The sequence below is a fragment of the Cytobacillus oceanisediminis 2691 genome, from assembly GCF_000294775.2.
Lineage (GTDB): Bacteria > Bacillota > Bacilli > Bacillales > Cytobacillaceae > Cytobacillus > Cytobacillus pseudoceanisediminis.
The window spans coordinates 1,799,023-1,819,040 of record NZ_CP015506.1 but is presented as its reverse complement, the minus strand read 5'-3'; the positions used below and the strand labels follow the sequence as shown (position 1 = coordinate 1,819,040).

Annotated in this window: 22 protein-coding genes; 1 reads left to right on the top strand and 21 read right to left on the bottom strand. The window is 40.7% G+C overall.

Features of this window, described 5'->3' with window-relative positions; genetic code table 11:
- Positions 1-57 precede the first annotated feature (57 nt).
- The 9 genes from A361_RS09295 to spoIIGA all read right to left on the bottom strand — a co-directional run bounded on the left by A361_RS09295 (position 58) and on the right by spoIIGA (position 6,209).
- Positions 58-831 (bottom strand): RNA-binding protein, encoded by a 774-nt coding sequence (locus A361_RS09295; protein ID WP_009330844.1) that lies wholly within the window; start codon positions 829-831, stop codon positions 58-60.
- A 62-nt stretch (positions 832-893) separates the two neighbouring features.
- Positions 894-1,157 (bottom strand): YggT family protein, encoded by a 264-nt coding sequence (locus A361_RS09290; protein WP_009330847.1) that lies wholly within the window; start codon positions 1,155-1,157, stop codon positions 894-896.
- Positions 1,158-1,163: 6 nt separating this feature from the next.
- On the bottom strand, positions 1,164-1,607 hold the full coding sequence (locus A361_RS09285) for a cell division protein SepF (protein ID WP_009330849.1): 444 nt from the start codon (positions 1,605-1,607) through the stop codon (positions 1,164-1,166).
- A 4-nt stretch (positions 1,608-1,611) separates the two neighbouring features.
- Positions 1,612-2,298, bottom strand: coding sequence for a YggS family pyridoxal phosphate-dependent enzyme (locus A361_RS09280; protein ID WP_019381718.1), 687 nt, complete (start codon positions 2,296-2,298; stop codon positions 1,612-1,614).
- The gene (gene pgeF, locus A361_RS09275) at positions 2,299-3,126 is read right to left on the bottom strand and encodes a peptidoglycan editing factor PgeF (RefSeq protein ID WP_009330853.1); all 828 of its coding nucleotides are present in this window, start codon (positions 3,124-3,126) and stop codon (positions 2,299-2,301) included.
- Between the two features lie 69 nt (positions 3,127-3,195).
- The gene (locus A361_RS09270; RefSeq protein WP_009330854.1) at positions 3,196-3,465 is read right to left on the bottom strand and encodes a YlmC/YmxH family sporulation protein; all 270 of its coding nucleotides are present in this window, start codon (positions 3,463-3,465) and stop codon (positions 3,196-3,198) included.
- A gap of 94 nt (positions 3,466-3,559) precedes the next feature.
- A complete protein-coding gene (sigG, locus tag A361_RS09265; protein ID WP_026041699.1) occupies positions 3,560-4,339 on the bottom strand; it encodes an RNA polymerase sporulation sigma factor SigG in 780 nt (259 codons plus the stop codon).
- A 167-nt stretch (positions 4,340-4,506) separates the two neighbouring features.
- On the bottom strand, positions 4,507-5,226 hold the full coding sequence (gene sigE, locus A361_RS09260) for an RNA polymerase sporulation sigma factor SigE (protein WP_009330857.1): 720 nt from the start codon (positions 5,224-5,226) through the stop codon (positions 4,507-4,509).
- Positions 5,227-5,270: 44 nt separating this feature from the next.
- A complete protein-coding gene (gene spoIIGA / locus A361_RS09255; protein WP_009330859.1) occupies positions 5,271-6,209 on the bottom strand; it encodes a sigma-E processing peptidase SpoIIGA in 939 nt (312 codons plus the stop codon).
- 394 nt (positions 6,210-6,603) lie between these two features.
- On the opposite strand from spoIIGA, the gene hmpA reads away from it, so the two are divergent.
- On the top strand, positions 6,604-7,833 hold the full coding sequence (gene hmpA / locus A361_RS09250; protein ID WP_019381716.1) for an NO-inducible flavohemoprotein: 1,230 nt from the start codon (positions 6,604-6,606) through the stop codon (positions 7,831-7,833).
- A gap of 114 nt (positions 7,834-7,947) precedes the next feature.
- Here hmpA and ftsZ read toward each other — a convergent pair whose 3' ends face one another.
- The 12 genes from ftsZ to A361_RS09190 all read right to left on the bottom strand — a co-directional run bounded on the left by ftsZ (position 7,948) and on the right by A361_RS09190 (position 20,018).
- Positions 7,948-9,093, bottom strand: coding sequence for a cell division protein FtsZ (gene ftsZ, locus A361_RS09245; protein WP_009330863.1), 1,146 nt, complete (start codon positions 9,091-9,093; stop codon positions 7,948-7,950).
- Between the two features lie 151 nt (positions 9,094-9,244).
- Entirely contained in the window at positions 9,245-10,531 is a 1,287-nt protein-coding gene (gene ftsA, locus A361_RS09240; protein WP_009330865.1) for a cell division protein FtsA, read from the bottom strand.
- 123 nt (positions 10,532-10,654) lie between these two features.
- Positions 10,655-11,023 (bottom strand): small basic family protein, encoded by a 369-nt coding sequence (locus A361_RS09235; RefSeq protein WP_019381715.1) that lies wholly within the window; start codon positions 11,021-11,023, stop codon positions 10,655-10,657.
- Positions 11,023-11,754 (bottom strand): DUF881 domain-containing protein, encoded by a 732-nt coding sequence (locus A361_RS09230; RefSeq protein WP_019381714.1) that lies wholly within the window; start codon positions 11,752-11,754, stop codon positions 11,023-11,025. Before A361_RS09230 ends, A361_RS09235 begins: the two co-directional genes overlap by 1 nt.
- 74 nt (positions 11,755-11,828) lie before the next feature.
- A complete protein-coding gene (locus A361_RS09225) occupies positions 11,829-12,560 on the bottom strand; it encodes a DUF881 domain-containing protein (RefSeq protein ID WP_009330872.1) in 732 nt (243 codons plus the stop codon).
- The gene (locus A361_RS09220) at positions 12,508-13,299 is read right to left on the bottom strand and encodes a cell division protein FtsQ/DivIB (protein ID WP_009330874.1); all 792 of its coding nucleotides are present in this window, start codon (positions 13,297-13,299) and stop codon (positions 12,508-12,510) included. The genes A361_RS09225 and A361_RS09220 overlap by 53 nt, the downstream gene beginning before the upstream one ends.
- A 287-nt stretch (positions 13,300-13,586) precedes the next feature.
- Positions 13,587-14,495 carry a UDP-N-acetylmuramate dehydrogenase gene (murB, locus tag A361_RS09215; RefSeq protein WP_009330876.1) on the bottom strand — a complete coding sequence of 303 codons (909 nt, stop codon included), beginning with the start codon at positions 14,493-14,495 and terminating at the stop codon, positions 13,587-13,589.
- A 66-nt stretch (positions 14,496-14,561) separates the two neighbouring features.
- On the bottom strand, positions 14,562-15,665 hold the full coding sequence (murG, locus tag A361_RS09210; RefSeq protein ID WP_019381712.1) for an undecaprenyldiphospho-muramoylpentapeptide beta-N-acetylglucosaminyltransferase: 1,104 nt from the start codon (positions 15,663-15,665) through the stop codon (positions 14,562-14,564).
- A gap of 302 nt (positions 15,666-15,967) precedes the next feature.
- Positions 15,968-17,068, bottom strand: a complete 1,101-nt coding sequence (gene spoVE / locus A361_RS09205) for a stage V sporulation protein E (protein WP_009330880.1) — start codon at positions 17,066-17,068, stop codon at positions 15,968-15,970.
- Between the two features lie 170 nt (positions 17,069-17,238).
- Positions 17,239-18,591, bottom strand: a complete 1,353-nt coding sequence (murD, locus tag A361_RS09200; RefSeq protein ID WP_009330883.1) for a UDP-N-acetylmuramoyl-L-alanine--D-glutamate ligase — start codon at positions 18,589-18,591, stop codon at positions 17,239-17,241.
- Positions 18,592-19,566: a phospho-N-acetylmuramoyl-pentapeptide-transferase gene (gene mraY / locus A361_RS09195; protein ID WP_009330885.1), complete on the bottom strand. Its 975-nt coding sequence runs from the start codon at positions 19,564-19,566 to the stop codon at positions 18,592-18,594. It lies immediately after the preceding gene.
- A gap of 2 nt (positions 19,567-19,568) precedes the next feature.
- Positions 19,569-20,018, bottom strand: coding sequence for a hypothetical protein (locus A361_RS09190; protein WP_009330887.1), 450 nt, complete (start codon positions 20,016-20,018; stop codon positions 19,569-19,571).

Here is a 20,018-nt window from a genome sequence, read left to right as displayed (position 1 = left end):
CGGCAGCCTCCTGAGTGCGCTGACCCCAGTAGTCTCGCTCCATACTTCGCATATAGGCTATCTCTGCCTCCCAGCAATAATCCTCCATTTGTCCTTCTTTGTTTTCCCATCTATATCTATGATTTTGGAACGGCCTTGACCCCTGACTGAGATGATGTCGCTTTGCTGGCATTCAAATGAGGGGTTTTCTATTTGCGTCCAATTGACTTTGACTAATCCCTGCTGGATATAGAGCTGGGATTTTTGCCTGGAGATATTGTAGATGGCTGAGATGACTGTATCCAATCTCAGGGATGAAGAGGTGATGGAGCTTTCTTTCCACACTTCTGCTGATTGGATTGCCTCTGAAAAGGGCAGTTTTTTCAGGGACACGGAAGCTCTGCCAATTGACTGCAGCTGCAGGCTGATGTAATCTTCAATTTCTTGTGCTGCAAAAAACTGGATTCTGTCGTCTTCAAAAAGGATATCACCGAATTTTCCTCTTTTTAGCCCCAGAGACATTAGACTGCCCAGGACTTGCGGGTGTTCTATGGTGACAAACTTTTTTGGGTATTCCAGTTCAAACAGCCGAATTTGAAAATCACCCTCATCGCTTTCATAGTAATCCGGAAATATGAGGGCTCTCTTTCTCTCAGCATTTGGAGTTCCGCCAAATAAAGCAAATAAGATTCCGGCATGCTGCCCTATGACGCTTTTAAGGATTTGCTGCTCCCTTGGGTCAAGAAAATCAGTAAGCTTTGGTGCATATGTATTTTCTACAAGGTCTTTCCAGTTAAGAACCTGATCGATAAATTCTTTTTCTTCCGGCCGGAAGTGCTGATAAATGGTCATCTTTAAGGAACCTCCTTTTTACACAAATAAAAAAGGGCCATTTGATAGCCCTGTTTGTAGTCTTATGAAATCCAATAAAAAAGCTGCTGCAAACCTCCAGTGGCAAATCGCAAAACTAAGATAGCCACAATAGGAGAGATATCAATCATTCCAAGCGGAGGTATGATTTTGCGGAATGGCTCAAGGTACGGTTCACAAATCCTTGCAAGAAACTGGCCAAAAGCTGATTCCCTGGCATTAGGGAACCAGGACAGCAAAATATAAATAATCAGTGCCCACGAGTAATAATAAATTGCAGATGACAATATCCCAAATACTAATTCCATTAAATGCTACCACCTCGTATTTTCTAATTCTTGTTCTTTCATCAGCTGAGAGATGTTTCCTGATACCTCAACATTGTCAGGGGTACATAGAAAAATATCAGTTCCAATCTTTTGAATATCTCCGCCAATTGCATAAACGGTTCCGCTAAGGAAGTCAACAATCCGCTTTGCCTGATCTTTTTCTATTCTCTGCAGATTGACAACAACAGCTCTTCTGTTTTTCAGCTGATCCGCAATATCCTGTGCTTCTGCATAAACACGCGGTTCAACAAGAACTACTTTAGAAGATTTCTGCACACTTTGGAGGCTGACGATGTTTTGTTTTTGAACTGGCTGCTGCTTCTGCACCTGCTTCACCGGCTCTCTTTCTTCTTCGATGATTTCCTCTTCCTTATAGTCATATTCATCATCCAGGAAGAAAAATGTTTTAAATTTTGATTTTATACTCATTTTATCAAACCTCCTGACTCTTTTGACCTACTAAAGCAGTACCAATCCTCACCATTGTGGCACCTTCTTCAATTGCCAGGGAAAAATCATTAGACATGCCCATTGAAAGCTCAGTACAAGGAGCAAAATCAAATCCCAGATCTTTCACCATTGTTTGCAGGTTCTTTAGCTTCCGGAAACAGGAACGAAGCAATTCCTCGTCATCTGAAAGAGGTGCCATTGTCATAAGGCCGATAACATTGAGATTTTTATAATCAGCCAGGCATGAAATAAAGTCAGCTACCTCTTCAGGATTTATTCCCTGTTTCGACTCTTCCCCTGAGACATTAACCTGAACAAAACAATTTATCTTTCGATCAGCCCGCTTGTCGATTTCCTTTGCGAGGGAAAGCCTGTCCAGTGAATGGATATAATCAACTTTATCAATTATATTTTTCACTTTGCGCGTTTGCAGCGTTCCAATAAAATGCCATGTCGGCTTGTCCTTTAACACATCCCACTTGGCAAGCAATCCTTCATCCCTATTTTCACCTAAATGAACAATTCCTGCTTCAAGTGCTTCTTGTGCCCGTTCGGCTGATACATACTTAGTAACAGCAATGAGGGTAATTTCTTCTGGCTTACGGTTGGCCTTTGTGCACGCTTCCTTTATAGCTGACTCAATTTGCTTTAAATTATCATTTACTCTCATTTAGCTTCCGACTTCCTCCTTCCAGCCAATAAAGCTCATCATTCTGCCCGTCTTTCCCCTATCTCTTCTGTGGGAGAAAAAATAGTTTTCATGACAGCTTGTGCAATAATCAGTAATCATAATATTTTCATGAGGAATTCCTGCATTTGTCAGAATTGTCCGGTTTAGTTCTTTCAAATCAAGCTGGAATTGATTGTCACTAATTTGATTATATGGCTTAATATCGACATCTTCTAGTATTTTTTGCACTTTTGAAATAACATGGTCATCAACTATATAACAATTACCGCAAATGGAAGGGCCAATCACGGTTTGGACCTCACTTAAGTCAATGCCTTCTTTGGCAAATAGCTCGGCCATCTTCCTGCCAATCCCCCCGACAGTACCTTTCCAGCCTGCATGGGCCATGCCTATGGCTCCTGTCTTTTCATGCAAAAAGTAAAGCGGCACACAATCCGCATAGCAGAGAGTCAGCATGACACCTTTAGAATAAGTGAAAAACCCGTCAGTACCAGAAAAGGAATCCTCGTAAACAAGAGCACCTTTCCCTTTATCTTTTCTGGTAACTTTTTTTATGTTTATTTCATGAGTTTGTTCAGCACCAACCCATTTTTCATGAGAAAACCCAAGCAAGTCAGCCACATGCTGCCGATTTCGGCTGACTGCTTCATTGCTGTCGTTCACGTGCAATCCTACATTAAGCGTTTTGTATTCATTACGGCTGCAGCCGCCATTTTTAGTTGTAAAACCGGCAGTTATATTAGGAAAACGATCTGCCCACTCTTTTATGACAAAATACTCTTCCGTTTTTAAAGAAAATGGTTCCATGCGATTAACCCCATCTTATTTTTCTATAGTTTACCACAAGGCAGGCAGTGATGACACCATTAACAACTCTTATGCTTCCTCCTCAATATATTTTGGCTCAATCGCATCCTGATAGCGGACCAGTATGACATCCTCACCAATTTTTATAATATTTTTCCACGGTATGACAATATCAGCATCTCTCCCAAAAAAACCTAACACTTTTCCCGTTCCCCCGATAATGACGGCTTCAATTTTTCCTGTATTTATATTAATATCTATATCCCCAATATTTCCAAGCTTTTTGCCGTCAGCTACATTTACAACATCCTTCATTTGAAATTCAGATATTTTCACCATCGACATTTCACTCCCAATTTATGTTCTTATTCAATATATGTTTGCCCCTATAGGAAAAATGTTTGGTAAATATAAAAAGCAGCCAAATTGGCTGCTAGCTTTGAATATTTTTATTCATTTGTTTGATTGCCGCTTTTTCAAGCCTTGAAACTTGAGCCTGGGAAATGCCGATTTCCTCTGCCACTTCCATTTGAGTTTTGCCCTGGAAGAAGCGTTTTCTAAGAATCAGTTTTTCCCGTTCATTCAGTCTTCTCATTCCCTCTTTTAAGGCTATCTCTTCAATCCATTGAATATCTTTGTTCCGTTCATCACTCAGCTGATCCATCACATAGATCGGATCTCCGCCATCATTATAAATGGGTTCAAATAAGGAGACAGGATCCTGAATTGCATCTAATGCAAAAACGATTTCTTCATGAGGCACATCCAGCTCTTTTGCTATTTCTTCCGCCGTAGGCTCTCTGGATGTTTTGCTCATTAAACGTTCTCTTACCTGCAGAGCTTTATAAGCAATGTCCCTTAATGAACGCGAGACGCGGATCGGGTTATTATCACGCAGATACCTGCGTATTTCCCCAATGATCATCGGAACTGCATAGGTGGAAAACTTAACGTTTTGACTTAGATCAAAATTATCAATAGATTTCATTAGACCGATACAGCCGACCTGGAAAAGGTCATCAACAAATTCGCCTCTGTTATTAAAACGCTGAATCACACTTAATACGAGACGCAAATTGCCGTTGACGAGTTTTTCCCGTGCGGTTATATCCCCCTTATGCATTTGCTTGAAGAGCTCTCTCATTTCTTCGTTTTTTAAAACTGGAAGCTTTGAAGTATCAACACCGCAAATTTCTACTTTATTTCGAGTCAATCCATTTCCCTCCTCACAGGAGCTGCTGTACAAAAAACAGTATCTCCTTGGAAAGGAAAAATATGCACCGGCTAATCCGACTGCCGGATGGGGAAACGGTCAAAGCATCATAAACACTAGGTTTTCTCCTTGCAAAATTTTGTAAAAAAATATTCCTGTTTAAAGTTTCAAACCATCTTATTAAATTCTTTTTTTAATCTTTTTATTATTCGTTTTTCCAGTCGTGAAATGTAGGACTGAGAAATACCCAGCATATCTGCCACGTCCTTCTGAGTTTTTTCTTCACCCGATCCAAGGCCAAATCTAAGCTCCATTATCTGTTTTTCCCGATCTGAAAGCTGATGCAATGCCTTTAGCAAGAGCTTTTTATCAACATTTGCTTCAAGGTCTTTTGTGATGATGTCATCCTCAGTGCCAAGCACATCGGAAAGAAGGAGTTCATTGCCATCCCAATCAATATTGAGGGGTTCATCAAAGGAAACTTCAGAACGGATTTTATTGTTCCTTCTTAAATACATTAGAATTTCATTCTCAATACAGCGGGATGCATATGTAGCCAGCTTGATTTTTTTCTCTGGATTAAACGTATTTACAGCTTTGATAAGCCCAATGGTTCCAATGCTGATCAAGTCCTCTATATTGATGCCTGTATTCTCAAACTTTCTGGCGATATATACAACAAGACGCAGATTTCTTTCAATTAAAATGGATCTTGCAGCTTTATCTCCTTTCGGAAGCTTGATCAGGAGCATTTCTTCTTCTTCCTTACTAAGTGGAGGAGGTAGTGCTTCGCTGCCGCCTATATAATATACTTCATCTGTTTTGATCCCCAGCTTAATCAATAATTTATACCAATAGTAGGATAAGCGAAGTTTTAACTTTTTCATGATTTGTCCTCCTTCTAAATTAGGTTTTTGCAGAGTATAGTATATTAACTTACTTTTGCATCCTGCTTCATTGTACTTGTACCTGTAAGCATCTTAGGATGAACAATGCACTGGAACGCATCGTCCGCAGATAGCTGCTGCATGGAAAAGGAAACTAATCCTCGCTCCGATTCTATTATTTCATTCTCTTTTTCAAGGAGAATGCGGTCAGGCTTGAATCCTATAATCAACTGGTGTTCTTGTCCAACAACCTTACATGGAATAACCCTCATTTTATGCTCCCAATTCCCGCCAATTGAATCACTGCCCATAATGATATCTTCCGGGTTCCCTGCCATTTTAATTATTTCAGGCGGGAACTCGTCAAGCCTGTCTTTAATGGATATAAACATCACTGGCATTTTCGAAATGGGATCGTATAACTGGTTGCCGCTGTCAATCAGGCCTCTGAAACGGAATTCTGTTTCATTGATAACAACACGCACCATAATTAAAGAGTCATATTGTATTTTTGTCATCTCAATTCCTTCAACGTTTCTCTTAGAGAAATGCCAGGCAAGAGGAAACCCAAGAAGTACAAACAGCCAGCTGATTGGATCACCAAAGCCTTTAACACTGGCGAGCATGACAGATGAAGAAAGCTGAAAATCAAAATTAATAAAATAATGAATGCCTATTAATGAGCCTCCAACTAAAAAAGTAGCAAAATAAAAAGTCATGAGCCCTTTTAGAAAGTAACGCAAACGCTTAAAGCCAAAAACAGCCAATACCATTGCAACCGAGAATAATAATTTAGTGACTGGGTGACCTGAAAATTCATTAAATGGTGTAAATACTAATAAAATGATGATCGATCCTATTAAGCCGCCTGCAAAAATCCTCCAAAGCCTGATTTCCCTTTTTAGTATTATGGCTGTTAGATAAAGGAGAAGGCTGTCAAACATAAAATTCAGCGCCCAGATAATATCCAAATAGACTGTCAATTATCTTCCCCCTTAGAAAAGCGCAAGCGCCTTGCCCACCTCCGACACCCCGAGAGGTTAGGCGCTAGAGCTAGACAGTTATAAAGATTATAGTTATACTTCTTGCTTCCTCTTCAAAATCAGCATCTGGCAGATTGACTTTAGCAGTCAAATTCTCTCATATATTTATTGTGCTATGATTCTGTTAGAAAAAAGTATAGCGCATTTCAGTAAAGGAAGTGTGTCGCTTTCTGTATGCAAAAAGATAGAAATTTTCCCTATTCCCAACGGATTTTGTCATTATTTTTCTATTTAATGCTCCTTCATTTTTCACTGGGTGTGATTTATATCACATTTATTATTTTCAATATCAACTATAATGACAGTGAAAATAATAAAAAGGAGTTTTGCTGATATGCTGGACACAAAAACAATTGAAATTATTAAAAGCACTGTACCTGTACTTGAAAAACATGGCGAAGATATTACGAAAACCTTTTATAAGTTAATGTTTACAAATCACCCTGAACTGCTGAACATCTTTAATCATGCTAATCAGAAACAGGGACGACAGCAAAAAGCACTGGCAAATTCAGTATATGCTGCTGCAAAATATATCGATAACCTGGAAGCTATTCTCCCGGTTGTCACACAAATCGCTCATAAGCACCGATCCTTAGGCATTAAGCCTGAACATTATCCGATTGTTGGAGAGCATTTAATTCTTGCAATCAAGGAAGTGCTGAAAGAGGCTGCTACTGAAGAAATTATTGATGCATGGACTAAAGCTTATGGTGTGATTGCGGATGCATTCATCGGATTAGAAAAGAGCCTTTATGAGGATGCCGCTGATAAGCCAGGAGGCTGGGATGACTTCAGAACATTCACTGTTGCAAAAAAGGTGAAAGAAAGTGATGTAATTACTTCCTTCTATTTTACACCTGACGATAGGGGGAATATTTCCAGTTATCTTCCTGGCCAGTATATTAGTGTGAAATTAAATATTCCAGGAGAAGATTATACACATATCCGCCAATACAGCCTTTCTGACTCTCCGGAAAAGTCATATTACAGAATTTCTGTTAAGAAAGAAGAAGGCCATTCTGAAAAACCGGACGGAAAGGTTTCCAGCTATCTTCACAATGATCTGAAAGAGGGCGATCATATAGAAATAAGTGCTCCTGCCGGAGAATTTGTTCTGGATAAAATGAATAATCCTGTCGTTCTGCTTAGCGGCGGAGTAGGCATTACACCAATGCACAGCATGCTGCGTCATCTTGATGCAACAGGAGTAAATCATGAAACTATTTTTGTTCATGCTGCACTAAACGGGAATGTACATGCATTTTTAGGAGAAGTACATGAAATTGAAAAAAGGAATTCATTGGTAAAAACATATTTCTGCTATGAAAGTCCAACAGAACAAGATATAGCCGAAAAGACCTTCAGCAAAGAAGGCTATATTACTTCAGACTGGTTAAACACCATAGTGCCAAATAAAGATAGTATGGTTTATATGTGCGGGCCAGTACCATTTATGCAGGCTATGTACGAGGCATTGCTTGAAGCAGGCTTTCAGAAGGAAAATATCCGATATGAATTCTTTGGACCTTCTATGCAGCTAAAGGAAACTCAGATGGTTTAAATATAATTTTTGCATGGCTCATAGAGCCATGCTTATCTGTGTAAAAAACCTTCAATAACAATTCTAAAAAACCCCTGGAATCAAATTGATTACAGGGGTTTTTTCAATCAAATTTTATCTTCTGCGGTTACGGTTGCGTAAGAACGTCGGGATATCCAAAGTTTCTTCCGGCTGTTGAGATTGGCTGCTTCTTACAGGTTCTTGCGGAGCTTCCTCTCTCTTTGGTTCACGCTTCATAGACGTTCCCATGCCTGGGGAAGATTTAGGCTGTCCGAATGTTGGCCTCATAGGCTTAGGCTGGATCACCTCTTCATTAAATCCAGTTGCAATAACCGTTACAACAATTTCATCTTTAAGGTTTTCATTAATTACGGAACCGAAGATCATATTCACGTCCTGATCTGAAGCTGAAGCAACAATGTCAGCTGCTTCCTGTACTTCATATAGGCTTAGATTTGATCCGCCAGTAATATTCATTAAGACGCCTTGTGCACCATCAATTGATGTTTCAAGCAAAGGTGATGAAATCGCCTTTTTCGCCGCTTCTGCTGCACGGTTCTCTCCTGCAGCGACACCAATACCCATTAGTGCAGAACCTTTATTGGACATGATTGTCTTCACATCTGCAAAGTCGAGGTTAATTAATCCTGGAACAGCAATCAAGTCGGAAATACCTTGAACACCCTGGCGCAGAACATTATCCGCTTCGCGGAATGCTTCAAGCATCGGAGTGCTTTTATCAACAATTTCCAACAGTCTGTCATTAGGAATGACGATCAGCGTATCAACCGCTTCCTTCATAGCAGCAATACCGCCGGCTGCTTGAGTGGAACGCTTGCGGCCTTCAAAAGTAAATGGGCGGGTTACAACACCAACAGTCAGCGCTCCTAAATCACGTGCAATCTGGGCGATAACTGGAGCCGCTCCTGTTCCTGTACCACCACCCATACCAGCAGTGACGAATACCATATCAGCACCTTTCAGTGCTTCTTCTACCTGCTCTTTACTTTCTTCTGCTGCTTTTTTACCTACCTCAGGGTTGGCACCTGCTCCAAGTCCCCTTGTAAGTTTGCCTCCGATTTGCATTTTCACTTCTGCTTTTGATAAGTTCAGCGCCTGAGCATCCGTGTTAACAGCAATAAACTCGACACCTTGAACACCATGCTCAATCATTCTGTTTACTGCATTGTTACCGCCGCCTCCAACGCCGATGACTTTTATAGTTGCTAATGAATCCAAATTTGTATCAAATTCCAACATGACTAATCCTCCTAATTCGTCGATATTCCTAAGAACACCTTTTTTGATTCGCTTTTTTATACGCACTCCCAAAATGGCTTTTCAGTGCATTTTTCTATCCGCCGTATGGCTTTTGATTTCCGTTTCCCTAACCCTTGCGAATCAAATCAAGTTATTCGAAAAAGTATCCGAGGAACTTTTTAACTCTTGATGTGATTTTTTCTTCCGGCTGTTTTTCCGGCTTTGTTTTCGGTTGCGGTTGCGGTTTTTGCACTCGTTTTTCTTTAGCTTCAGGGACAGTCACTGGCTGCTCCATTTTTCTGCCCTGTATTTTAGCATTCTTATATGCGAACTTAATCAATCCAACAGCAGTCGTATACTGCGGTTCCCTCACGCCAATATAATCAGGGATTGCGATACGCACTCTATTTTGGAATATATCCTGTGCCAGTTCAAGAATTCCCTGGGTATTAGCTACGCCTCCAGATAGTACATAGCCCCCTGGAAGATCTTTTGCTCCAAGACGTTTCACTTCGTGCTGGATAAGATCAAAAATCTCTTCCATCCGGGCTTCAATAATATCTGAAATTTCCAATTGATTAAATTGCTGATGCTGATCGCTTCCGATGATGGGAACACTGAATACCTCATCTTCAGATGCATGGTCATAGAACGCGTAGCCATATTTTGTTTTGATTTTTTCTGCATCTTCTGTAGATGTGCGGAGTCCGATAGATAAGTCTTTTGTGATATGGTCTCCCCCTACAGGAAGCACACTGGTTGCCTTTAATGATCCATTTTCAAATATGGCAATAGTTGTGGAGCCGCCGCCAATATCAACAAGTGCAACTCCCAGATTTTTCTCATCTTTTGAAAGAGCGAATGCACCTGCTGCCAGAGGCTGAAGCGAAATATCCATGATTTCAAGGCCAGCGCGTTCAACACAGCGCAGGGTGTTATGTAAAATCGTTTTCGATCCTGTAATAATGGTGCCTTCCATTTCCAGCCGCACACCAATCATTCCGCGGGGATCACTGATCTCGTCCAATCCGTCAACGATAAACTGTTTTGGAATGACATCAATAATATCTCTTTCCGGCGGGATCGATACAACTTGTGCCGCGTCTATGACTCTAGCAACATCTTCGTCTGTAATTTCCCTATTTTCACTCGAGACTGCAACAACACCATGGGATGGCTGAAGCATAACATGATTGCCGGTAATTCCTACAATCACATTCTTTATCTCCATTCCTATCATTCTCTCAGCCTGTTCGATTGCCTTTTTAATAGAATGAACGGTTTCGTCTATGTCAACAATGGAACCCTTGCGTAACCCTTCTGACTGTACATTGCCAACACCAATAATATTTAAAGAGTCATTGACCATTTCCCCAATGATTACTTTTACACTGGATGTACCGATGTCAAGACTAACATATATTTCATTGCTGTTCATTCTCTGGCACCTCCTTTTTTTTGCAATTCCGATTATTGAACAACAATCTTTTCTTGCTGTTGTTTGTTTTAGTAAGTTAGTTTATCTATAAAATTATTCGTCAAAACTAATACTTTCCCTTTTTTAAATATCATTTTTTTCTGTTTTTTCTCTGTTTTGGGACCATTTTGCGATTAAAATTCTTCTGATGACCGCAATATTTTGGAAAAGCCTGACCCCAAAAGCAAATACTGCTGCTAAGTACAAGTCTACACCAAGATGGACACCCAGAAAAGCTAAACTTGCTGCCAGCAGGATGTTAAAAAAGAAACCGGAAACGAAAACTTTTTCATCATAAATATTTTGAAGCTGCGCCCTGATCCCTCCGAATAGAGTATCCAATGCAGCAAGAACAGCAATGGAAAGATAATTCGAGTATTCATCCGGCACTTTTATATCTGTCATAAGTCCAAGTATCACACCAATGATCAATCCTAAAACAGGAAGCCACATTATGATTTGCCTCCTTCGTCAGGTTTCACAGGCTCCATATGTCTGATTCTCAATGCCTCATCATATGCAGGAATCGTGACAGGCTCTGCAGACTTTTCCACCTTAACCCTCAGATTGTCAATGAAAAATTCTTCGGCAGTATTTGATACTTGCATGCGATTAAAAAGCTTCTCGGCAGATTGGGCATTCTCAGTTATTACTTTCACTTCTATAGGCAGGCGATTTAAGGCAAATCCATCTATCATGGTCTCACTGTTGATATCCCTTATGACTGTCGTGTTGATGATCCTTCTGCCTCCAATGGAAATGTGCTTGGCATCATACATATTTAACTCATTGACAAGCCTCTTGAGCAAATCCGGGGAAACAGAATCAGCCTGTTTGCCCAGAAGAAGCTCCTCATGCACCGGTTCAATGCTTATGATTATGCCTGGTCCCGTCACTTCACTTAGTCCGGCTTCCATTTTTAATTCTTCCAGCGTATCACGAAGCACTTGCTCTTTGCTTTGTTTGCGCTTTGTTTCATATTGGGCAATTTTTTCTTCATTTGAACTAATTTCCCGCAAAAGTTTTAATTGCAGTTCTTTTTCTTTAAGGATGTCACCTCTAAGCTGCCAGGTATCCCTTGTATCCCGGACAGCCGGTTCCTTAACTGTTTGAAACTGTATGGCAATCATAAAGCCAATTATTACGGTTATAAAGGTAAAGCTGAATTTCTTCTTGCTGTCCACTTTAATTCCACCTTGCTTTCCCGAATAAATTATTCTGTGGACAAATTAATACTGCTTACAATGCTGGATTGGCTTTACGAACCCAGTAATGGTTCCATGATGATTTCGCCCTTTTTTTCTAATGTGAAATGGATGTTTTCATCCACCAATGTGTCTTTTACTCCGCCTGTCAGATTCAGAGCAGAGGAAAGCACCTCGGCATCACCAATGGCAGTGATGACAAAAGGGGCGGGATGCTGGTAGCCGTCAACTTCTATAACAGGCCCATTGCAAACAATATAGGAACTGTGTGATAATCTTTGGCCATTTATAGCTACTGCGGAAGCTCCGGAAATATAGAGTTCATTAATAACCTTAAAAACATGGTGTTCATGGACGATATAATTGTTAATATTATCTTCATCCGGATCGTAGTCACCGTCTGCCAGAGTTACTTCCACTCCTGTACCTTTTACTTTTACTTTACCAAGATGCATCCTGTACTTCTCAGCATCCTCGGCAAGATTAAAATAAACCTGGGCTTCCTGTGAAAGCTCTTTTTCAATGTCAAGAACGTTTTCCTGTTTTGTATTTAATTCTTTTTGAAGAGCTCTGTTTTTTTCCTCCAATTCGACAAGCTGATTACGAAGTTCCAAATCTCTTTCCCACTGTTTTCCGCTTAATGCCGGCTTTTCATCTTCTCCCTGTGTAAGGTGATAGGAAAAAGCCATCATGTAACCCAGTACGAGAAACACCAGGGAGAATATTACATGATTACCCTTCACCTTCATTTTCTTTTTCAACTTCTTCAGCTCCCTCTGTTTCATAAGCTTTAAAATAAGAGCCTACTTCCAAGTCGATGATTCCTTTTTTCTCAGGATCCAGCTGGCTTATGATAGAAGGGTAGTGTGCCATTTTTTCTGAAAAGCTTCTTAAAGTAGCACTTACTTCAAAACCATCATTCATATACAAAGTAATATGGTTGGAATCTGTCTTTTTGGGAGAATGATGGATTTCGGAAATCGAATTTAACACCTCTTCAGGCAGTGATTCAAGCTCCCCAATCATCATGTTAAGGATGTCGCCCTCAGAAAAGTCATTAAGGATGGGAGCGTTGACAGGGATTTCCGCAACCTTTTCATCCTTTAATATGCTCCCATTCTCCATAACAGGAAGGTAATGCTTCTCTTTCGCTATGTAGGCAATGCGCTTCAGTTCATCTACCTGTATATTAATTGTGCTTGGCAGCTGAATTTTAACAGTTGAAGATTTTATTTCAGGCAGTTCTTTAAGCTTACCCTCAATAGCCTCTTCGTCAACCTTCCAAATATTTGTTTTTTCAGTAACACCGCTAATTTGAATAATTTCTTCTTTATCGTAAATTGAATTGCCGGATACCTTAATTTGTTTAATATGGCTTAAGGGCGATTGAAAGTAAATAACTAAAACAATCAGCGAGAAAAAAAGCAGCAGCAAAAAGATCAGTCTTCTGTTCGCTTTCTTCTTTCTTTGCTGTTTAAGCTTCGGTATTCGATCCTCAAGCGAGACAACCTTACTTTTCTCCACTTTTATCACCCCATTAAGAAAAGCACAAGCGCCTTGCCCACCCCCGACAACTCGAGGGGATAGGCGCTGGAGCTAGACAGTTATAGAAGTTTAGAGTATACCTTCATATTTTTTCAGAATAGCGCAAGGACAATAAATTAAAACAAAGCAGCTTGTCCAGCAAAATTTATGCAATACTGAATTAGGGAAGAGAACGGCATGTAAACCATGCCGTTTTTACTACATTTACTGTTATCTAATAAATTATTATATCACAATAAATGGTATACGTAAGGTATTATTCCCCGTTACTTTCGACCGATTATTTCCACTTCTGTCTCCATCTTTACTCCATACAAATCAAAGATTGTATCCTTAATATGCTGAATTAATGCAAGTACATCTTCCGCTTTGGCATCTCCCGCATTTACGATGAAATTCCCATGCATATTGGAAATTTGCGCACCGCCGATGCTATGGCCCTTCATTCCGGCTTTTTCTATCAGCTGGCCAGCATATTCCGGAAGCGGGTTACGGAAAATACTGCCTGCACATGGGTAGTTCCAAGGCTGGGTTTCCTTTCTGTAATCCTTATTTTTTTGCATTGCAGAGGAAATTTTTTCCCTGTCTCCCTCTGTAAGCCGGAAAACGGCCTCCAGAACAATACCCGGACGTTTCTTTTGAAGGACGGATGTTCTATAAGAGAATTCCATTTCTTCGTTCGTGAGCCATTCCATCTTCCCATCTTCGAAAAGAACATGTGCTCTGGTCAGGATCTGCGAAATATCAGAACCGTGAGCACCAGCGTTCATATAAACTGCTCCGCCTACAGACCCCGGAATTCCGCTGGCAAATTCAAGACCTGACAAGCCTTTTTTGCTGATAATTGTGGAGAGGGCAACCAATGAATAACCCCCGCCTGCTCTTAATTCCGCACCATTAAGATCCAGTTGATCCATGCCGCGGCCCAACTTAATGACCACTCCTTCTATGCCTCCATCAGATACGAGCAAATTAGATCCTCTTCCAATTGCTCTCCATTTCATTTCATAGCTCTGGATCAGTTCCATCGCTTTTGCCAGGTTTTCTATGGAAGAAGGCTCAATAAACAAATCGGCGGGTCCGCCAATTTTCATTGTTGTATGATTAGCCATCGGCTCATTTTCTTTAACTGTTCCGATGTTTAATTCTCTAAGCTTGCTGATAAATTCGTCCATATTTACCTCCCTTTCTATTGATCTGTGCCTAAATTTATTTATTCTATGCAAATTTACTATTTGGGGCTACTTCACCTTATTGGAAACCAATTCGGCCATTAATGTGTATAGCCTATTTGAAGCATCACGGATTCCAAGTTTTTTTGAAGCTTCCTTCATGTTACTCATCTTATCTTTATCGAGAATGATTCGGTCGATGCTGTCAATAAGCTTTTTCCCTGTTAACTCTTTTTCAAGCAATAGTTCTGCAGCACCATGGTCGCTTAGCGCCCTTGCATTTTTCTCCTGGTGGTTATTTGTTACATATGGGCTTGGGATTAAAATGCTCGGAATTCCTAAAGAGGTAATCTCTGCCAAAGTTGTGGCTCCAGCACGTGACACGACCAGGTCTGCTCCGGCCAGCACTTCTGGCATATTGTGAATAAATGATTTAATCATTACATTTTCAGGGCTTCCGACCAGTTCTATTTCTTTTTGTACATCCTCATAATGGACGTCCCCTGTGATATATAAAACCTGATATGGCTTTTCACCCAGCTCAGCCAGAGTTTTTAGAACTGCATCATTAATTGGCCTTGCCCCTCTGCTGCCTCCAAAGATTAACACAGCAGGGACACCCGTTTTTAATCCTGCTGATAGTCTCCCCCTGATCCCATCCTGTCCCAGCACCTCTGAAGCACGAGGATTTCCTGTCATGACTGTTTTAGTATCCGGAAAAAAAGCCTTTGCTTCTTCAAAGCAGACTGCGATTTTATCAACATATCTGCTTAAAAACTTATTGGTTAATCCCGGGACGCTGTTTTGCTCATGGATTATGGTTGGGATGCCAAGCTTTGATGCAGCATATACAACAGGACCACAAACATAACCGCCGGTGCCGATCACGACATCCGCATTAAATTCCTTAAGCATCTTTTTACTTTCACGAACGCCTTTCAGGAACCTTAAAACAGTTTTAACATTTTCCAAAGAAAGTTTTCTTTTAAAACCCGTTATATGTATTGATTTAAAAGGGATATTTTCACGATTGACAATCGTATTTTCAAGCCCTTTTTCAGTTCCAATATATAAAAATTCGGCATCTTTATGTTCTTTCTTTATTTGTCTTATAAGCGCAAGTGCCGGATATATATGTCCGCCAGTTCCTCCGCCGCTAACAGCAATTTTCATTCTTTCACCTCAAAAAAGAGTCTAATTATCAAAGAAATCAAAGCTTTATTTTATGAACAAATATAAAGCTTACAGATTTAGTGAAGGTCATCCAGCGTTCGAGCGGAAAACACTCCCCCTCTTTTCCCTATTCTACTATATTCAAAACAAATAGATAGGAACGTACATCATAATGTTAAAGAAATGTAATAATGTGCAAAATTGCAAAGAAGTTTGATAATTCTTCTATGCTGGATAAATTATTTCTTCCAAAAAAGAAACCCTGCTTCACAGGGTTTCCGAAATGCATGTTATAAAATGCGCTAGTACCTTGCATATCTGCTTATATTAAGCAGAACCCCTATAGCCATGAGCATCAGTGTCAAAGACGATCCCCCGTAGCTCAGAAACGGAAGTGTGATGCCAGTAACAGGCATCAGTCCTGTTACTACACCAATATTTATCATTACCTGAATAGCGACCATTGCTATGATCCCAACAGCCAAGAAACTCCCATATAAATCAGGGGCGCCCAGTGCTATGCGGATGCCGCGCCATAAAAGAAGTGCAAATAATAAAATGACAAAGGATCCGCCTATAAATCCCAGTTCCTCAGCTAAAATAGCAAAGATAAAATCTGTCTGCGGCTCAGGAAGATAAAAAAACTTCTGTCTGCTCTGTCCAAGGCCAAGGCCAAACAATCCTCCAGGCCCTATTGCATATAAGGATTGGATAATCTGAAATCCGCTGCCCAGAGGATCTTCCCATGGGTCTAAAAATGAAGTAATCCGCTTTATCCTGTATGGGGCTGACAGAACAAGTGCGACAAATCCGGCTAAACCTGCAACGCCAAACCAGACAAAGTGGCTGATCCTCGCTCCCGCGATAAAAATCATGACGACGCAAGTACCCACCATTACAGTTCCAGTGCCTAAATCAGGCTGCAGCATTATTAATCCAAATGCTAAAAATACAAGCCCTAAAGATGGAACAAGACCTTTTCTGAAAGAGGTGATCAGCTTTTGTTTTTCGGAGAGGAATTTTGCCATAAACACAATCATGGCAAGCTTCATAAACTCGGAAGGCTGAACAGAAAATGCTCCTACACCAATCCAGCTCCGCGAGCCATTTCGCACATTGCCGATTCCCGGAATGAGCACCAGGAGCAAAAGTACAAAACAGACAATGATTAAAACCTTTGCCCATGTTCTCCAGGTCCAATAATCCACATTCATGATAAAAAACATCGCAATAATTCCAACTCCGGCAAAAAGCATTTGCCTTTTCGCAAAAAAGAAAGAATCATCAAATTTATAATCTGCCCAAATTGCACTTGCACTATATACCATAGTCAATCCTACAGCAAGCAGCATAAAAGTGACGATCATTAATATAACATCGGGAGTGGTTTTTTTGGTCGGCAACGAAAACACCTCGAATGCAAGTTTTAGGGCTATCAAGGAACTTTTTTCCTGCCGCAAATAAACTTACCTGTTTTCCGGAAGTCTTATTGCGTTCCTTATTAAAGCTCTAAATGTCACGCGAAGCAGATGTATGCCTTTGCTGAAGTTCCCATAGTCCCGCAGACAAGCCCTTAATTAAGCTTATGCACCGCATCTATAAACATGTCTCCCCGAACCTCAAAAGTTTTATATTGGTCCCAGCTTGCACAAGCAGGAGAAAGCAGAATCACATCTCCTGGCTCTGAAAGCTTAAAGGCGGCAGGTACGGCTTTTTCAACATTATCGACACGCTCAATTGTTTTTATTCCCGCTTCCATCGCTGCATTTTCAATCTTTTCAGCTGTTTGTCCAAAGGTTACAAGAGCTTTTACCTTTTTGAGAGATGGGATGAGTTCATCAAAGCCATTTCCGCGGTCAAGACCGCCTGCAAGAAGAATGACAGGCTGATCAAATGCTGACACTGCATTCTTCGTTGCTAAAATGTTCGTTGCTTTAGAATCATTATAAAATTTCCTGCTCTGGTATTCGCCTACATACTGCAGGCGGTGTTTGACTCCGGTAAACGAACTTAGAACTTGGCTAATGGCTTCATTCCCGACACCGGTCAGCTTGGCAGCAGCCACTGAGGACAGGATATTCTCAAGATTGTGCTCTCCCGGCAATGAAACATCTTTTCTTTTCATCACTTGTTCATCATTAAAATAAATCCAGCCATCTTTGACATATGCCCCTTCAGACAGGACTCTGGAGGTTGAAAAAGGTATTATTTTCGCCTCTGACCGTGCAGCGGCTTCCATTACTTTATCTTGATCGGCATTGACTATGAAATAATCCTTTTCAGTCTGATTCATCGTAATATTGGCTTTGGCTGCATGATACTCTTCTCTAGTACCATGATAATCCAAATGGGCATCATATAAATTTGTTAAAATGGCGATTCTCGGCCTGAAATCCTGAATACCCATCAGCTGAAACGATGAAAGCTCAATCACGATATTATTTTCTTCTGCAGCATTCTGGGCAACCTCGGAAGCTACTGTTCCAATATTTCCTGCTATCAGCGGCATTTTGCTTCCTGCCTGAAGCATTTCAAACACAAGAGTAGTTGTGGTGGTTTTTCCATTGGTACCTGTAATCGCAATAAAAGGAGCTTCAGAGACCTGAAAGGCAAGCTCCACCTCTGTAATGACCGGTATGCCCTTTTCAAGAGCTCCTTTTATCATTGGATTATGGTAAGGAATACCCGGATTTTTTACAATCAGCTCGAACCCCTCTTCCAGAAGTTCAATTGGATGGCCCCCGCATATAACCGTAATCCCTTGTTCAAGCAGTCCTTGAGCTTCAGGATTTTCCGCAAGAGGCTTAAAATCGTTAACAGTTACAAATGCTCCAAGCTTATGTAAAAGGGAAGCTGCACTCACTCCGCTTTTGGCCAGACCCAGTACTAATATTTTTTTATGTCGATAGCGATTGACTTCTTTCACTTACACCCACACCTCAATATAGATTCCTAAGATTGCAAATAATAGGCCTACGGTCCAGAATGTAACGACAACACGCCATTCTGACCAGCCCACCAATTCATAATGATGATGGAGCGGGCTCATACGGAAGATCCGCTTCCCGGTGGTCTTAAAAGATGCCACCTGTAAAATAACAGATAATGTTTCAATAACAAAAACACCGCCGATAATAATCAGGATGATTTCAAGTTTTGTCAAGATGGCTATGGTCGCAATAGCCCCTCCCAAAGCCAGTGATCCTGTATCTCCCATAAACACCTTTGCAGGGTGGGCATTAAAGACAAGGAAACCCAATACCGCTCCCACTACAGCTACAGAAAAAATGGAAACTTCAAATTGGGATTGATTCCATGCCAGTACTGCAAATGCTCCAAAAGCGATTGCAGCAGTTCCTGAAACAAGACCATCAAGTCCATCTGTCAGATTGACAGCATTCGAGAATCCGACCAGCCAGAAAATAATAAATAAAACATACCACCAGCCCAAATCAATCGAAATGTCTGTCAGCGGAATATGCACTTCTGTTGAAAAATCATTTTGCTTGAAAACAAAATAAAAAATAACAGAAATAATGATTTGGCCCAGCAGCTTTTGCTTTGAAGTCAGGCCTAAGTTGCGCTTTAATACTACTTTAATAAAGTCATCAAGAAAACCGAGGAGTCCAAAGCCCAGGGTAACCAGCAGCAGCAAATAAGTTTCTACAGTAGGCCCTGAAAATTTCCCGGTCATAAGCAAAGTGGTCACCGTAACAGAAAGAAGAATCATGATTCCGCCCATTGTCGGGGTACCTGTCTTTTTCTGATGGGATTTAGGGCCTTCTTCACGGATGCTCTGCCCGAATTTCAGTCTTCTCAGGAAGGGAATAAAAATGGGAGACAGCAAAACAGTTATTAAAAAGCCTGCCAATATTGTGAAAAAAATAACTTGCTCCATCATACTTATCCCCTCCTTTCCCGCTTGGCATTTCCTGCAGCTTCCGCTAATCTTTCAGCCATCACAGCAATATCATATGTTGCTTCGTTTTCTTTAAGACTTTTTTCACCTGAAATAAGGAAATTAGTTGTGTTCATCTTTTCTTCTGATTTGTTTAATTTTTCTATATATAATTTCATGATGTCCTTTAAGCCTTTCGTTAAGTCGTTAGTATAAAAAATAGGGAAATGATTAGGGGTATATGCCGGCGTCTCTGCATTCTCATGCCAGAGAGCAGCAACAGCCCCATTTTCTATAGCTTCTTTCAGATTTCCGGCCTCTCCAAAAGGAATATAAATTCCTTTTGGCTGCAGAGCGGAAGAGGAGGAAGCGACCGTATGAAATTCAAGCTCATTATCCTTTATCCCTTTTACGGACGGAAACAATACCGCTAAATCCCGATACATCAAATACAT

Bases quoted from the DNA above. Each gene is read 5' to 3' on its own strand.
- mraY (WP_009330885.1), bottom strand. From the start codon at position 19,566: ATGATGGAGCAAGTTATTTTTTTCACAATATTGGCAGGCTTTTTAATA.
- pgeF (WP_009330853.1), bottom strand. From the start codon at position 3,126: ATGGAACCATTTTCTTTAAAAACGGAAGAGTATTTTGTCATAAAAGAG.
- A361_RS09190 (WP_009330887.1), bottom strand. From the start codon at position 20,018: ATGTATTTGATGTATCGGGATTTAGCGGTATTGTTTCCGTCCGTAAAA.
- ftsZ (WP_009330863.1), bottom strand. From the start codon at position 9,093: ATGTTGGAATTTGATACAAATTTGGATTCATTAGCAACTATAAAAGTC.
- A361_RS09285 (WP_009330849.1), bottom strand. From the start codon at position 1,607: ATGAGTATAAAATCAAAATTTAAAACATTTTTCTTCCTGGATGATGAA.
- A361_RS09270 (WP_009330854.1), bottom strand. From the start codon at position 3,465: ATGGTGAAAATATCTGAATTTCAAATGAAGGATGTTGTAAATGTAGCT.
- sigE (WP_009330857.1), bottom strand. From the start codon at position 5,226: ATGAAAAAGTTAAAACTTCGCTTATCCTACTATTGGTATAAATTATTG.
- murG (WP_019381712.1), bottom strand. From the start codon at position 15,665: ATGAAAATTGCTGTTAGCGGCGGAGGAACTGGCGGACATATATATCCG.
- A361_RS09225 (WP_009330872.1), bottom strand. From the start codon at position 12,560: ATGAAACAGAGGGAGCTGAAGAAGTTGAAAAAGAAAATGAAGGTGAAG.
- A361_RS09280 (WP_019381718.1), bottom strand. From the start codon at position 2,298: ATGAGAGTAAATGATAATTTAAAGCAAATTGAGTCAGCTATAAAGGAA.
- hmpA (WP_019381716.1), top strand. From the start codon at position 6,604: ATGCTGGACACAAAAACAATTGAAATTATTAAAAGCACTGTACCTGTA.
- murB (WP_009330876.1), bottom strand. From the start codon at position 14,495: ATGGACGAATTTATCAGCAAGCTTAGAGAATTAAACATCGGAACAGTT.
- A361_RS09290 (WP_009330847.1), bottom strand. From the start codon at position 1,157: ATGGAATTAGTATTTGGGATATTGTCATCTGCAATTTATTATTACTCG.
- A361_RS09235 (WP_019381715.1), bottom strand. From the start codon at position 11,023: ATGTGGCTTCCTGTTTTAGGATTGATCATTGGTGTGATACTTGGACTT.
- A361_RS09295 (WP_009330844.1), bottom strand. From the start codon at position 831: ATGACCATTTATCAGCACTTCCGGCCGGAAGAAAAAGAATTTATCGAT.
- ftsA (WP_009330865.1), bottom strand. From the start codon at position 10,531: ATGAACAGCAATGAAATATATGTTAGTCTTGACATCGGTACATCCAGT.